Source organism: Asticcacaulis sp., assembly GCF_051954415.1.
Taxonomy (GTDB): Bacteria; Pseudomonadota; Alphaproteobacteria; order Caulobacterales; family Caulobacteraceae; genus Asticcacaulis.
In genome coordinates this window covers 118,892-133,466 of the sequence record NZ_JBQCHT010000006.1, presented here as the reverse complement: position 1 = coordinate 133,466, position 14,575 = coordinate 118,892, and the positions used below count along the sequence as shown (strand labels likewise).

Here is a 14,575-nt window from a genome sequence, read left to right as displayed (position 1 = left end):
TCCCCTTGTGGGAGAGGGTGCCGAGCCGCGAAGCGGCGAGGCGGGTGAGGGGCAAAAACGAGCATTATCTGCCGCCGGGGATTCGGATCGCGAGATGCTTGCCCCTCACCCGGCCCTCGCCAAGCGCGAGGGCCACCCTCTCCCCGTAAACGGGGAGAGGGGGATAATAAGCATGGTGGCCTTGATAATCGCGCTGTTGACTTTACCCGTCTGTGCCACTGCCGCGCCGAAGCCTGAGACCTACAGTAACCCGATCCTCTATGCCGACTATTCCGATCCGGATGTCATCCGCGTCGGCAAGAGCTATTACCTGGTGGCGTCGAGCTTCCATTTTTCGCCGGGGCTGCCAGTGCTGAAATCGGAAGACCTGGTGCACTGGAAGATCATCGCCAATGCGGTGCCGAAACTGACCTTCGCGCCGGAATACGATATGCCCGGCCCCTTTGAACTGGATGATACCAAATCCAAGCCGGTGACCGGCACAAAGTACGCCAGCGGCATCTGGGCGCCGTCGATCCGCTTTCACAATGGCCTGTTCTACATCTATTTCCCGACGCCGGATGAAGGCATCTTCATGATCACGGCAAAGGATCCCGCCGGGCCGTGGTCGAAGCCGGTTCAGGTGATTGCTCAAGCCGGACTGGAAGACCCGTGTCCCTTCTGGGACGACGATGGTAACGCTTATCTGATCCACGGTAAAAAGGGGGCGGGACCGCTGATCCTGCACCGCATGAGTCGGGATGGCACGCAGGTGCTTGATGATGGCGTGGTGGTGGCTGAGGACAAGGATCGCCTGCCGGTGCTGGAAGGACCAAAACTCTACAAGCGCAATGGCTGGTACTATATCTTCGCCCCGATCGGCGGGGTGGGGACCGGGCCGCAGGCGGTTGGCCGCGCGAAGAATATCTACGGTCCTTATGAATGGCGCGATGTATTGCTGCCGACGGCCGATATCAAGGGACCGCACCAGGGCGGCTATGTCGAGACGCCGTCCGGCCAGGGCTGGTTCGTGCATTTCAACTCGGAAGGCGCCTTTGGCCGTATCGATCATCTCCAGCCGGTCAAATGGGTCGATGACTGGCCGGTGATGGGCGATGACGGCAAGCCTGTATCGCGCCACGCCATGCCGGATACAGGCACGCATTCGGATTATCGTTTGCAGGACAGTGATGAATTCGGGGCGGCGCAGCTTGGTTTGCAATGGGCGTGGAACCACAATCCCGACACTGCGAAGTGGAGCCTGACGGAGCGGCCCGGCTGGCTGCGACTCAAGGCCGGAGAAGCGCAAAGCCTGACGACCGCGCACAATACCCTGACGCAGATCCTGCAAGGCCCGGCCATGCAAACGATCGTGCGGCTGGATATTTCGCATATGACTGATGGCCAGCGCGCCGGGGTCAGCCTGTTCGGCGTCAAACCGGTATGGATCGGCGTGGTGCGCGAGAAGGGCGTGTCGCGGATCGTGTACGCCTCGGCGGGGGTCGAGACGCCGGGACCGGAGATCACCGGTCAGACGGTGCAACTGCGCGCCGAGGCCCTGCCGGATCAGACCGGCCGTTTTGCTTACAGCCTCGATGGTAAGACCTTCATTCCATTTGGCGAGTCATTGCCGCTATCGCAATTTTCGTGGTGGAAAGGCAGCCGTCCGGCGCTTTTCACCTTCAATAAAAACGGCGCGAATGGCGCGGTCGATATCGACTGGGTTCACGTCACGCATGAGGCCAAATAATGGATTGCCTAATGGATCGTCGTCTGTTTCTGGCTGGCGGCGCGGCGCTTGGGGCCGTGCCTGCATTTGCGCAATCTACGCCGTCGCTCGGTGAATTGGCGGCGGCGAAAGGGATCCGTTTCGGCAGCGCCACGGGTGTGAAGACCGGCGGCCTGACCGATCCGCAGGTGGCGCAAATCCTCAGGCGCGACTGCCGCATCCTGGTGCCGCGCAACGAACTGAAGATGTACACCATCCACAACACGCCGGAGGACGTCTACGACTTTACGCCGGGCGACGAGGTGCTGGCCTTCGCCGAAGCCAATCATATGCCCCTGCGCGGCCATACGCTTTTCTGGGCCAAGGACGAATTCCTGCCGAAATGGCTGCTGAACCACGATTTCGGCCCGAAACCGAAGGTCGCCGCCGAAACCCTGCTGCGCGACTATATCGGCCGGGTGACCGAACATTTCGGCGACCGCCTGACCTCCTGGGACGTCATCAACGAGGCCATAGATGAAAAGACCGGTGAGGTCCGCGCCAATGTCTTCACGCGCATCCTGGGCCGCGACGCCCTGCGTATCTGCTTCGAGGCGGCGCGTGAACACCTGCCGAAGATGCAGCTTGTCTATAACGACTATATGAGCTGGCGGTCGAAGGACGCCCTGCACCGCAAGGCGGCGTTCGATCTGCTGCGCTGGTTCCGCGAAGAAAAACTACCGGTCGATGCGTTGGGTATCCAGGGCCATATCGGCACGGATCAAAGTTCTTTTGGCCAACGCGTGGTCGGGCAGATGACGACCGACGACACCACGCCGCAATATGCCGAATGGACGCGGTTCCTTAAAGACGCCGCCGCGCTCGATTACACGCTTCTGGTGACGGAGTTTGACGTCAATGACCGCAAGGTGGACGAAGATATCGCCCGCCGCGATGCCGTGGTGGCGGAGGTGGCCAAAACCTATATCGACCTGACGCTGGATAATACGGCGGTAAAGGATTTCCTGTGTTGGGGCCTTGACGATAAATATAGCTGGCTGCAATCGACCACGCCGCGCACCGACAAATTGCCCCTGCGCCCCACGCCCTATGACGACCAGTTCCGACCGAAACCCCTGTATGCGGCCATGGCTGCGGCCTTCAAAGCCGCGCCCATGCGGGCCTGATCCGGGCTGTCACAATTTGTGAACATATGATGTCAGCAACGTGTCGAAACGGTTTTGGATTGTGACACGCATGGGCTTGCCTGGAAGTGGCGGAAACGGGGTGCGGATTCAATGAGATGGGGTTCATCCTTTGAGTGGCGAGAAATGGCATTGCTCCGTAGGCGGAGGATGGCTGGGAAACGCATTTTCTTAAGGTGTTTTCTGGCGCTGAATTGAGTCGCCATAACCAAAGGTTAACGCCATAGTGCCGGTACTGAACCTGCTGCCACCGTCACATATGGATGAAACCCATGTCCCTGAATGCAGATCTGATGTTTGAAAAAGCCGACATTTCACAGAGCCTGATCGATCGTCTCGGCCTGCCGCGTAATGTGTGGTCGCTGGTGCTCGATGAGGCGCTGGAGAACGCCTGGTTCATGGATACTGATTACGAGATCCACCAGCAGTCCATCCATCCCGATGTCCGGCCCGTGGTCGAACAGGCTGTGAAGGCGAAGACGCCCCACGCCCGCAGCGAACTGCCCTACCGTCACTACGCCTAAAAAATGTGATATGAAAAACGCCGCCGCCTCATAAGAGACAGCGGCGCTTCTTTTGATCAGTCGAGACTGCGCGTGGCCTGGACCTCGGTATCGCCACCGTGGCCCAGGGCCTTGCGGATGCCCGCCCCATAGGCCGGATCGATCCGGTCGAAGTGCGTTAGAGCGCGTTCGATGATGAACTGCGGCACGCCCTTCATCGAACCGGCAATGCTTGCGCAGGTGCGCTGCTTTTCGCCGTCCGAGAACAGGCCCCACAGGGCGCGCGGCTGGCTGTAGTCGTCATTGCCGTCGCGGTGATTATAGCGGTCAGCATCCCCCGAAATCTTCAGTGGCGGTTCGCGGTATTCCGGCGCCTGCTTTGGGCCATTGAAGCTGTTCGGCTCGTAATAGGCATCCGGATTGCCGCCGAACTGCGCGAAGAAGCGCATCTGGCCATCGGCGTGATAGGTACTGACCGGGCATTTCGGCGCATTGACCGGCAGGGCCTCGTAATGCGTCCCTAAGCGGTAGCGATGCGCATCGGCATAGGAGAAGATGCGTGCCTGAAGCACCTTGTCCGGCGAGAAACCGATCCCTGGCACGATGTTCGACGGTGAATAGGCGGCCTGCTCGACCTCGTTGAAATAGTTGTCCGGATTGCGGTTCAGTTCCATGACGCCAACCGGGATCAGCGGGTAATCGCCGTGCGGCCACACCTTGGTCAGGTCGAACGGATTATAGGGCGTAGTCTCGGCTTCCAGTTCCGGCATGACCTGCACGAACAGATCCCAGCGCGGGAAATCGCCGGCCTCGATGGCGCCGAACAGGGCTTCCTGGTAGCTCTCGCGCGTCTCGCCGATCAGCTTCGCCGCCTCTTCATTGGTCAGGTTGACCTTGCCCTTGTGGGGCTTGAAGTGGAACTTGACCCAGAAGCGTTCATTGGTCGCATTGATGAACGAATAGGTGTGTGAGCCATAGCCGTTCATGTGCATGGGCGAAACGGGGATGCCGCGGTCAGACATCAGGATGGTGACCTGATGCAGGGATTCCGGGCTCAGCGACCAGTAATCCCACATGGCGGTCGCCGAACGCAGGTGCGTCTTCGGGTGGCGCTTCTGGGTGTGGATGAAGTCCGGGAATTTGTACGGATCGCGGATGAAGAAGACCGGCGTATTGTTGCCGACCAGATCCCAGTTGCCTTCTTCGGTGTAAAATTTCACCGAGAAGCCGCGCACGTCGCGCTCGGCATCAGCAGCGCCCAGTTCGCCGGCCACGGTTGAGAAACGGGTGATCAGGGGTGTCTGCTTGCCGACCTCGGCGAATATGGCCGCGCGGGTATATTGCGTGATGTCGTGCGTCACCGTGAAGGTGCCGTGCGCGCCCCAGCCCTTGGCATGGACGACGCGCTCGGGGATGCGCTCGCGGTTCTGGTGGGCCAGCTTTTCGATGAGCTGGTAATCCTGCAACAGAACCGGACCGCGCGGCCCGGCGGTCAGGCTGTTCTGGTTATCGACGACCGGCGCGCCTGCCGTGGTCGTCTGGTGAAACGGGCATTTGGGGGCTTGGTCTGACACGCGGGCATCTCCTTTGGCTATGGTGCCATCAGTGTGCGCCGCGCGTCGGAACAAATAAAATCAGTAATTTTTGATTTTTGGATAAGGTAATTTTATTCGGTTGGTTTCAGGGCGAAGCCATCATCTCTGGCGACAATCTGACCCGTGCCGGGGAAGGGGAAATGCGGGGCGAAGATGGTTTCGCCGCTTTTGGCCAGCACGGTTAGTTCCTCGCGGCGGGTGGCTTCGCCGGCGGGCTTGTCGGCATCGTAGCCCATGGCCCATTCCGGCTTGGCCAGGGAGACCACGACGCTGTGCGCCATGTCGCCGATATCAAGCAGTTTCGCATCACCGGAGGCGATCTCGTAGCCGGTATGGCCTGGGGTATGGCCCTTCAGCACGACCGAGGTGATGCCCGGCAGGACTTCAGCGCCGCCGGCAAAGGTCTGGATTTGCGGCGTTATGACGGTCACGAACGCGGCCTGTTGCGGATTGGCTTTCACGGCGGTCCACTCGGCATCGGTCAGGCGCACCACAGCTTTCGGAAAGGCGGGCTTGCCCTCAGCAGTCAAGAGGCCACCGATATGGTCTGGGTGGCTGTGGGTGATCAGCACGTCGGTGACCTGGTCCGGTGTCACGCCGGCCTTGGCCAGGCTTTCCATGAGGAAGCCGTGCGCCTTCGGCCCCATGCCGGTATCGATCAGCACCAGATGATCGCCGGCCTTCACCAGCAGGGCATCGATCGACAGGGTGATATGATCGGTCGGCTGGCCCGCGGCTTTCAGCACGGCGGCCACCTCTTCGGGCGTCTGGCCCTGGCCGATGACGCTGTTATCGTTGGGCACGACATTGACGAGGTCGCGCAGGCTCCAGGCCGGGTATGCGCCAATATGGAAGGCATGAGCTTCCGGCATGACCTGGGCATCATCCGGCTTGGGACCAGCCTGGGCGCAGGCGGGCAGGATCAGGGCAAGGGCGGTGAGAGCGATTTTGACGGTGCGCATGATGAGTCCTGAAAATGTGAGGTATTCGGCTGCGCACAATTTCCACCTCTCACGCTAAAAAGCAATGCGGAAAACTTGCCGCTTCCGCTCCGCCTTGTAATCGATTACGCTGGTTGAAAAATGGCCGACCGGCGCGCGATAACAGGGACAGATCATGAAATATTTGGGGGCCATGGCGGTCTGCGCGCTTTTGCTGGCAGGGTGCGGGCAAAAGCCGATAGATGCCTCGTCTTCTCAGTCTGGGGCGGACTGGCCTTGGTATCATGGTAATCCGAACGGTACGCACTATTCGACGCTCGATCAGATCAATACCGGTAATGTCAGAACCCTGAAGGTCGCCTGGACCTTCGATTCCGGCGATGCCTTCGGTGAGGGCGACAACCCGTCGGATATGGAAGGCAATCCGATGATCATCCGCGGGCGGCTTTATTTCGTGTCGCCGAAGGGCCGGCTGTTCTGCCTCGATGCCGCCAGGGGAACGCAAATCTGGGTCTTCGATCCGGCTTTTGGCGATGCGGTCAACACCAGGCAGCGGCTGCGCGGCGTGTCTTACTGGAGCGACGGTCGAGACGAGCGCATCCTCTTCACCTTCCGCAATCACCTGCTGGCGGTCGATGCCAAAACCGGCCACCTGATCGACAGCTTCGGCCATAATGGCGAGGTCAACCTGAAGGCGGGATTGGGCCGTGATCCGGTGTCGGTGTCGGTCAGCAATGTGTCGCCCGGCGTGGTTTACAAGAACCTGATCATCATGGGCTCGACCGGCAATACGCCCGGTCATATCCGCGCCTATGACGTGCGGACCGGCGCGATGAAATGGATATTCCACACCATCCCGCAGCCGGGCGAGGTCGGTTACGATACATGGCCCAAGGACGCCTGGAAGACGGCGATGGGTGCCAATGCCTGGTCGGGCCTGACGCTCGATCCGGAAAGCGGGCTGGTGTTCGCGCCGCTCGGCTCGGCCGGCATGGGTAGCAAGGATTTCTATGGCGGTGACCGCGAGGGCGACAATCTCTTCGGCACGTCTCTAGTGGCGCTCGACGCCAATACCGGCAAGCGCGTCTGGCACTTTCAACTGGTCAAGCATGATATCTGGGACCGCGATCCGCCGACCCCGCCGACCCTGATTACCGTTAATGGTGTGCCGGCGGTGGCGCAGACCACCAAGGCCGGACTGGTCTTTATCCTCGACCGTAAGACCGGAAAGCCGCTCTATCCGGTGCAGGAGGTCCATCCGCCGGCCTCGGATATACCCGGTGAAGTGACATCGCCCACCCAGGTCATGCCGCTCAAGCCGCTGCCCTATAATCGCCAGCAACTGACGGCCGACAATCTGACCAATCGCACGCCGGAGGCCCATGCGGCGGTGGCGAAGACATTTGCTACCCTGCGTTCGCGCGGGCCGTTCGATCCACCGTCTCTGGGTGGCACGGTCCTCCTGCCGGGCATGGATGGCGGCGCGGAATGGGGCGGCGCCTCCTACGATCCGACCAGCGGTATCCTCTATATCAATTCAAACGAGATGGCGTGGATACTGAAGGTGAAAAAACAGCCGCCGATGATTGGTGGCCGCAGCGGCTATGCGCTTTATCAGAACACCTGCGCTGCCTGTCATGGCGTCGATCGCAAGGGTTCGCCGCCGGAATTCCCGTCACTGGTCGGTGTCGATCATCGGCTGAGCGGGGAGCAGATGGCGCGGCAGATCGCCAATGGCGGCGGCCGGATGCCGGGTTTCGGCGGGCAGTATTCGCCAGAGGATATCAAGGCGATTGTCGGCTATCTGTCGGGCGATCCGGCGCAGCAGGCCAAGCCTGCACCGGATTATCCGTCTACGGACAATGATGCCTATGTCTTTGATGGCTATGCGAAATTCCTCGATCCGGAGGGCTATCCGGCCATTGCGCCGCCCTGGGGCGTTCTATCGGCGCTCGATGTCAATACGGGGCAATATCTCTGGCAGATTCCGCTGGGCGAATACCCTGAACTGCATGATCCATCGACCGGTAGCGAAAACTACGGCGGGGCCGTGGTGACCAAGGGCGGGCTGCTGTTCATCGCCGCCACGGTCTATGACAACCAGTTCCGCGCCTTTAACAAAAAGACCGGCAAGCTGTTGTGGCAGACCACCCTGCCGGCGGCCGGCGCGGCAACCCCCGCCACCTACAGTGTCAAGGGCAGGCAGTACGTCGTCATCGGCGCCGGTGGCGGCAAGAACGCCAAGGACAAGCCCGGCGGATCGATCGTGGCCTACACATTACCGTAAGCGGGCTTGCGTTAGATAGTTTCGGGTGTAATCTTTTCTGAAAATAAGAGGAAACTATTATGCCAGATCCGATTATCATCGCCGGCGCCGCGCGGACACCCATGGGCGGCTTCCAGGGGGATTTCGTTGCCGTCACCGCGCCGGAACTGGGCGCAACAGCCATTCGTGCCGTGCTGAACGGGCAGGTGCCCGATGAAGTGATCATGGGCTGCGTCCTGCCGGCGGGGCAGGGACAGGCGCCGGCGCGACAGGCCGCGCTGGGCGCGGGATTGCCGGTCAGCGTGCCGGCCACCACGGTCAACAAGATGTGCGGTTCGGGCATGAAGGCGGTGATGCTGGCGTGTGATGCCATTGCGGCGGGCTCGGCGGAGACGGTTGTGGCTGGCGGCATGGAGAGCATGAGCAATGCGCCGTACCTGCTGCCGAAAGCGCGATCGGGGATGCGTATGGGGCACGGCGAGGTCAAGGACCATATGTTCCTGGATGGGCTGGAAGACGCCTATGACAAGGGCCGCCTGATGGGCAGTTTTGCCGACGAGGCGGCCACGCACTACCAGTTCACCCGCCAGATGCAGGACGACTACGCCCTGGCCTCGCTGGATCGCGCCCTGAAAGCAAATTTCAGCGCCGAGATTACGCCGGTGGAAACCAGGGCCGGGCTGATCATGACCGATGAGCAGCCGGCCAAGGCGCGGCCGGAGAAAATCCCGAATCTCAAACCCGCCTTTACAAAGGACGGCACGGTAACGGCGGCCAATTCGAGTTCGATTTCCGATGGAGCGGCGGCCCTGTTGCTGGCCAGCGCGTCGGTGGCGGAGGCCAGGGGGCTGACGCCGATGGCACGCATTATTGGCCATGCCAGCCATGCCGAGGAAACGAAATGGTTCAGCCGCGCGCCGGTTGGGGCCATCCATAAGCTGCTGGACAAGGTTGGCTGGACCATCGAAGAGGTCGATTTGTTCGAGGTCAATGAAGCCTTTGCGGTGGTGGCGCTGATCGCCATGCACGATCTGGGTATTCCGCATGACAAGCTGAATGTTAATGGCGGCGCCTGTGCGCTGGGCCATCCTATCGGCGCATCGGGTGCGCGGATCATTGTCACACTGATCAATGCCCTGAAACAGCGTGGATTGAAGCGTGGTGTGGCTGCCGTCTGCATTGGTGGCGGCGAGGCTACTGCGATTGCGATTGACTTGACCTAAAACGCTATCAGATAGCCGTCACCGGACGATATAGGCTCGCCTTCCAGACCTTCAAATCTCAGCGCATCATAAGGCTGTAAGGCATAGCGCTGACCATTGGCGGTGACGATCATCGGCTTCGTGGCGACCAGGAACACCAGGTCTGAGGGCAGGATGACGCCGGACGCGATATGCCTGACCTCGGCGTGTGCCTGACCGCGGCGGGTCATCACATTGAGATCGATCACCGGAAGGAGCGGCGTGGCGTGGACCGGGATATCACCCTCGAAGGCCAGGCTGTCGCCCGGATTGAGGACTTGGCGCCGGTCGGGTAGATCGATCTGCAGGCGGCCGCTGAGCACGGTCAGATGGCGGTCGATGCTGTCAAAGCGGGAGAAGGGGCCAGATTCGGTGACCTCGGCCATGCTGATCCGCCACTGGAAGTCATCCATACCCGCGCCGTCCGGAAAGACGGCGATCTCGCGCGTGACGCCGCCGCCATTTTTCCAGGGCTGGGGGATGCGTTGCAGGGCAGGCAGATGGATAATCACAGGACAGGCTCACTTAAAGGCTGGGGAGGTCTAAGCCCTTTTCGCGTGCGCAATCAATAGCGATTTCGTAACCAGCGTCGGCATGACGCATCACGCCGGTGGCCGGATCGTTCCACAGCACACGCGCCAGCCGCTTGTCGGCGTCTTCCGTGCCATCGCAGACGATGACCATGCCGGAGTGCTGCGAATAGCCCATGCCGACCCCGCCGCCGTGGTGCAATGATACCCAGGTGGCGCCCGAAGCCGTATTCAGCAACGCATTGAGCATCGGCCAGTCGGACACGGCGTCGGAGCCGTCCTTCATCGCCTCGGTCTCGCGGTTGGGCGAGGCAACGGAGCCTGAATCGAGGTGGTCGCGGCCGATGACCACCGGCGCCTTCAGTTCGCCATTACGCACCATTTCGTTGAAGGCGAGGCCAAGGCGATGGCGGTCGCCCAGACCGACCCAGCAGATACGCGCCGGCAGGCCCTGGAAAGCGATGCGTTCGCGCGCCATATCGAGCCAGTTATGCAGATGCGGATTGTCGGGGATCAGTTCCTTGACCTTGGCGTCGGTCTTATAGATATCCTCTGGATCACCGGAAAGCGCCACCCAGCGGAACGGACCGATGCCGCGGCAGAACAGCGGGCGGATATAGGCCGGCACGAAGCCTGGGAAATCGAAGGCATTTTTTACACCCTCGTCAAAGGCGACCTGGCGGATATTGTTGCCGTAATCGACCGTGGGGACACCGGCTTTCTGGAAATCGAGCATGGCCTGGACGTGCTGCGCCATCGAGGCCTTGGCGGCCTTGGCCACCGCTTGCGGATCGCGTTCGCGCCTGTCCAGCCACTGTTCCACGGTCCAGCCGGAGGGCAGGTAGCCATTGACCGGATCGTGGGCCGAGGTCTGGTCGGTCAGCAGGTCCGGGCGGACGCCGCGGCGGTACAACTCCGGCAGGATATCGGCCGCATTGCCAAGCAGTCCGATCGAAATGGGCTTGGTGGCGTTTTTGATCATCTCCAGCGCTTCGTCGATCGTGTCGGCGCGGTAATCGAGGTAGCGGGTGCGCAGGCGCATATCGATACGCGAGGCCTGGCATTCGATAGCCAGGCACGAGGCGCCGGCCATCACCGCCGCCAGTGGCTGCGCGCCACCCATGCCGCCGAGGCCCGCGGTCAGCAACCATTTGCCTTTCAGGTCGCCATTATAGTGCTGGCGCCCCATCTCGACGAAGGTCTCGTAAGTGCCCTGAACGATGCCTTGCGTGCCGATATAGATCCACGAGCCGGCGGTCATCTGGCCGTACATCATCAGGCCCTTGCGGTCGAGTTCGTGGAAATGTTCCCAGTTGGCCCAGTGTGGCACCAGGTTGGAATTGGCCAGCAGGACGCGCGGGGCGTTTTCGTGGGTCTGGAAAACGCCGACCGGTTTGCCCGACTGGATCAGCAGTGTTTGATCGCTTTCGAGGCGCTTCAGGGTTTCGACGATGCGGTCATAGCTTTCCCAGTCGCGCGCTGCCCGACCGATGCCGCCGTAGACCACCAGTTCTTCCGGGCGCTCGGCAACATCGGGATGCAGGTTGTTCATCAACATGCGCAAGGGGGCTTCGGTCAGCCAGGATTTGGCGGAGAGTGTGGTGCCAGTGGCGGGCTTGATCACGCGGGAATTATCGAGACGGGTCATAGTTGTTCCTTCTTATTAAAGAAGAAAGATTCCCCACCACCACATCTCAGCCTTCGGCTTCGTGCGGTCCCCCTCCCCAGCAAAGCTGGGGAGGTACAAAGGGAGCCTGCCTTCAATTCATACCTCCCCGACTTGTCGGGGAGGGGGACCGCGCGGGCTTGCCCGCGTGGTGGTGGGGAGTCTGACTTATTCTACTGTCGGCAATGCGATACCGGCGGTTTTGATAACGGCGCCGGAACGGACGAGATCGATGGCGGCGGCCATATCCGGATGGAAGTGGCGGTCGTGATCGAGCGCGGGCACGGCCGAACGGGTGAGAGCGCGGACGCGTTCCAGAGCTTCGGATGAGGTCAGCGGCGCATGGAAATCGCAGCCTTGCGCGGCGGCGAGCAGTTCGATGCCGATCACTGCGAAGGCGTTTTCGGCCATCTCCAGCAGCCGGCGCGCGCCATGAGCAGCCATCGAAACGTGATCTTCCTGGTTGGCCGAGGTCGGGATGGAATCGACGCTGGCCGGATAGGCGCGTTGCTTGTTTTCGGAAATCAGCGCAGCGGCGGTCACCTGCGGGATCATGAAGCCGGAATTGAGCCCAGGCTTCGGTGTCAGGAAGGCCGGCAGGCCGGACAGCGCCGGATCGACCAGCATGGCGATGCGGCGCTCGGCGATCGAGCCGATCTCGCAGATGGCCAGGGCGATCATGTCGGCGGCGAAGGCCACCGGTTCGGCGTGGAAATTGCCGCCCGATAAAGCTTCATCCGCCGTGCCGTCGCGATCAGTAAAAATCAGCGGATTGTCGGTGACGCCATTGGCTTCGGTTTCCAGCGTGACGGCCGCCTGGCGCAGGACATCGAGCGCGGCGCCCATCACCTGCGGCTGGCAGCGCAGGCAATAGGGATCCTGAACGCGCGCGTCGCCTTTCAGGTGCGAGGCGCGGATGGCTGACCCGCTCATCAGCTCGCGCAGGGTGTGGGCGGCATCGATCTGGCCCTTGTGGCGGCGCAGGGTATGGATGCGCGGATCGAACGGTGCGTCGGAGCCTTTGGCGGCTTCGGTGGAAAGGGCGCCGGTGATCAGCGCCGTTTGCATCAACACCTCGGCCTCGAACAGGCCAGCCAGGGCATTGGCGGTGGAGAACTGCGTGCCGTTGAGCAGTGCCAGGCCCTCCTTGGGGCCGGGATCGAGCGGTTTCAGTCCGGCATCATTAAGCGCCTGCATGGCGGGTTTGCGCACACCGCCAACTTCGATTTCGCCAACGCCCAGCATGGCGGCGGCCATATGCGACAGGGGGGCGAGATCGCCGGACGCCCCGACCGACCCCTGACAGGGAATGACCGGCATCAGGTCGTGATCGAGCATGGCCTGCATCAGGTCGAGCGTTTCGATGCGAATACCGGAAGCGCCCTGCGCCAGCGAGGCCAGTTTCAGCGCCAGCATCAGCCGCACGACGGGTTTCGGCGACGGCGCCCCGACACCGGCAGCATGGGAGAGGATGATATTACGCTGGAGCGTTTTCAGATCGGCGTCCTCGATACGCGTCGAGGCCAGTTTCCCGAAGCCGGTATTAATGCCATAGACCGGCTCGCCCCTGGCCAGAATGCGGGTGACGGCGGCGGCGCTTATCTCCACCTGGGGCAGGCAGGCGGGATCGAGCGCAAACACCTCGCCGCGATAGATGGCGCGCCACTGTGCGAGCGTGATGGAGCCGGGGGTGAGGATCATGCGGGTAAGCCTTGGAAAACGCGGGAATGGAGGGGCGAGGCGCCCATGAAATAGACGAGGTCGGCTGGATCAGTGACGTCCCAAACGGCGAAATCGCACCACTTGCCGGCTTCCAGCGCACCAATATCGTCGTGGCCGAGCGCCCTGGCGGCATTTGTGGTGACGCCGGCCAGGCATTCATCGACCGTCAGGCGGAAGCAGGTGGCGGCCATGTTCATCGCCATCAGGATCGAGGTCAGGGGCGAGGTGCCGGGATTGCAATCGGTGGCGATGGCCATGGGCACGCCTTCCGCACGCAAAGCCTCGATCGGTGGCTTGACCGTTTCGCGAATGAAGTAAAACGCGCCGGGCAGGAGGGTAGCGACCGTGCCGGCATCGCGCATGGCGGCGATGCCGTCGGCATCGAGATGTTCAAGATGGTCGGCGGAGAGGGCGCCGTAGCGCGCCGCAAGGGCCGCGCCGTGCAGGTTGGAGAGCTGTTCAGCGTGGAGCTTGACGCGCAAACCGTGCGCCTGTGCCGCCTGGAAAACGCGTTCGGTCTGGGCCGGGGAAAAGCCGATGCCTTCGCAAAAAACATCGACCGCTGAAGCGAGACCGACGGCGGCGGGAATCATTTCGTAGCAGACGGCATCGATATAGGCGTCCGGACGGTCTCTGAATTCCGGCGGCAGGGCGTGGGCGCCGAGCAGGGTGGTCATGACGCGCACCGGGCGCAGGCGCTCTAGCGCTTTTGCGGCGCGCAGCATTTTCAGCTCGTCTTCGAGCGTCAGCCCGTAGCCGGACTTGATCTCGATAGTGCTGACGCCCGAAGCAATAAGGGCATCCAGCCGGGGCAGGGCGGCAGTGACCAGTTCCTCTTCGGAGGCGGCGCGGGTGGCGGTGACGGTTGAGAGGATGCCGCCGCCGGCGCGGGCGATCTCTTCATAGGTCGCGCCATCGAGTCGCAGCTTGAACTCATGGGCGCGATTGCCGGCGAAGACCAGATGGGTGTGGCAGTCGATCAGGCCGGGCGTCACCAGCCGGCCGCCGAGATCGATGGTCGGGATGTCGAAATTCGCCGGAGGGCCGGCATAAACGATGCGGCCGTCCTTCGCCGCGATCATGCCGTTGTCGATCAGCGGCTCACCGGCGCGCATCAGCAGGCGGCAATTTGTCCAGACCGTATCGCATTGCATGGCTTTTCAGACTCGCCTAATATGTCTATACATAATTCATAATGTATAGACATATTGAGCGCAAG

General features: G+C 61.7%; 11 protein-coding genes. 5 read left to right on the top strand and 6 right to left on the bottom strand.

Translation table 11 applies throughout. The features are described from left to right. The first annotated feature begins 172 nt into the window (after nt 1–172). From ACTHND_RS01895 to ACTHND_RS01885, 3 genes are all read left to right on the top strand, one after another. Nucleotides 173–1,729: a glycoside hydrolase family 43 protein gene (locus ACTHND_RS01895; protein ID WP_440175584.1), complete on the top strand. Its 1,557-nt coding sequence runs from the start codon at nt 173–175 to the stop codon at nt 1,727–1,729. An 11-nt stretch (nt 1,730–1,740) separates the two neighbouring features. Next, the gene (locus ACTHND_RS01890; RefSeq protein WP_440175583.1) at nt 1,741–2,874 is read left to right on the top strand and encodes an endo-1,4-beta-xylanase; all 1,134 of its coding nucleotides are present in this window, start codon (nt 1,741–1,743) and stop codon (nt 2,872–2,874) included. 290 nt (nt 2,875–3,164) lie between these two features. Beyond that, nucleotides 3,165–3,416, top strand: a complete 252-nt coding sequence (locus ACTHND_RS01885; RefSeq protein ID WP_440175582.1) for a hypothetical protein — start codon at nt 3,165–3,167, stop codon at nt 3,414–3,416. Nucleotides 3,417–3,472: 56 nt separating this feature from the next. On the opposite strand, the gene ACTHND_RS01880 is transcribed toward ACTHND_RS01885, so the two are convergent. After that, nucleotides 3,473–4,969 (bottom strand): catalase, encoded by a 1,497-nt coding sequence (locus ACTHND_RS01880; protein ID WP_440175581.1) that lies wholly within the window; start codon nt 4,967–4,969, stop codon nt 3,473–3,475. A gap of 92 nt (nt 4,970–5,061) precedes the next feature. Next, nucleotides 5,062–5,952, bottom strand: a complete 891-nt coding sequence (locus ACTHND_RS01875; RefSeq protein ID WP_440175580.1) for an MBL fold metallo-hydrolase — start codon at nt 5,950–5,952, stop codon at nt 5,062–5,064. Nucleotides 5,953–6,106: 154 nt separating this feature from the next. On the opposite strand from ACTHND_RS01875, the gene ACTHND_RS01870 reads away from it, so the two are divergent. Together ACTHND_RS01870 and ACTHND_RS01865 are read left to right on the top strand one after the other, a co-directional pair. After that, on the top strand, nt 6,107–8,218 hold the full coding sequence (locus tag ACTHND_RS01870; protein ID WP_440175579.1) for an outer membrane protein assembly factor BamB family protein: 2,112 nt from the start codon (nt 6,107–6,109) through the stop codon (nt 8,216–8,218). A 59-nt stretch (nt 8,219–8,277) separates the two neighbouring features. Next, entirely contained in the window at nt 8,278–9,420 is a 1,143-nt protein-coding gene (locus tag ACTHND_RS01865) for an acetyl-CoA C-acyltransferase (protein WP_440175578.1), read from the top strand. On the opposite strand, the gene ACTHND_RS01860 is transcribed toward ACTHND_RS01865, so the two are convergent. From ACTHND_RS01860 to hutI, 4 genes are all read right to left on the bottom strand, one after another. Continuing rightward, nucleotides 9,417–9,950 (bottom strand): HutD/Ves family protein, encoded by a 534-nt coding sequence (locus tag ACTHND_RS01860; protein WP_440175577.1) that lies wholly within the window; start codon nt 9,948–9,950, stop codon nt 9,417–9,419. The two genes, ACTHND_RS01865 and ACTHND_RS01860, sit on opposite strands and share 4 nt — an antisense overlap. 13 nt (nt 9,951–9,963) lie before the next feature. Further along, entirely contained in the window at nt 9,964–11,616 is a 1,653-nt protein-coding gene (hutU, locus tag ACTHND_RS01855) for a urocanate hydratase (RefSeq protein ID WP_440175576.1), read from the bottom strand. Nucleotides 11,617–11,802: 186 nt separating this feature from the next. Further along, nucleotides 11,803–13,335 carry a histidine ammonia-lyase gene (hutH, locus tag ACTHND_RS01850; protein WP_440175575.1) on the bottom strand — a complete coding sequence of 511 codons (1,533 nt, stop codon included), beginning with the start codon at nt 13,333–13,335 and terminating at the stop codon, nt 11,803–11,805. Further along, on the bottom strand, nt 13,332–14,510 hold the full coding sequence (gene hutI / locus ACTHND_RS01845; RefSeq protein WP_440175574.1) for an imidazolonepropionase: 1,179 nt from the start codon (nt 14,508–14,510) through the stop codon (nt 13,332–13,334). Before hutI ends, hutH begins: the two co-directional genes overlap by 4 nt. Nucleotides 14,511–14,575: the final 65 nt, after the last annotated feature.

Bases quoted from the DNA above. Each gene is read 5' to 3' on its own strand.
- ACTHND_RS01895 (WP_440175584.1), top strand. From the start codon at position 173: ATGGTGGCCTTGATAATCGCGCTGTTGACTTTACCCGTCTGTGCCACT.
- ACTHND_RS01890 (WP_440175583.1), top strand. From the start codon at position 1,741: ATGGATCGTCGTCTGTTTCTGGCTGGCGGCGCGGCGCTTGGGGCCGTG.
- ACTHND_RS01885 (WP_440175582.1), top strand. From the start codon at position 3,165: ATGTCCCTGAATGCAGATCTGATGTTTGAAAAAGCCGACATTTCACAG.
- ACTHND_RS01875 (WP_440175580.1), bottom strand. From the start codon at position 5,952: ATGCGCACCGTCAAAATCGCTCTCACCGCCCTTGCCCTGATCCTGCCC.
- ACTHND_RS01870 (WP_440175579.1), top strand. From the start codon at position 6,107: ATGAAATATTTGGGGGCCATGGCGGTCTGCGCGCTTTTGCTGGCAGGG.
- ACTHND_RS01865 (WP_440175578.1), top strand. From the start codon at position 8,278: ATGCCAGATCCGATTATCATCGCCGGCGCCGCGCGGACACCCATGGGC.
- hutU (WP_440175576.1), bottom strand. From the start codon at position 11,616: ATGACCCGTCTCGATAATTCCCGCGTGATCAAGCCCGCCACTGGCACC.
- hutH (WP_440175575.1), bottom strand. From the start codon at position 13,335: ATGATCCTCACCCCCGGCTCCATCACGCTCGCACAGTGGCGCGCCATC.
- hutI (WP_440175574.1), bottom strand. From the start codon at position 14,510: ATGCAATGCGATACGGTCTGGACAAATTGCCGCCTGCTGATGCGCGCC.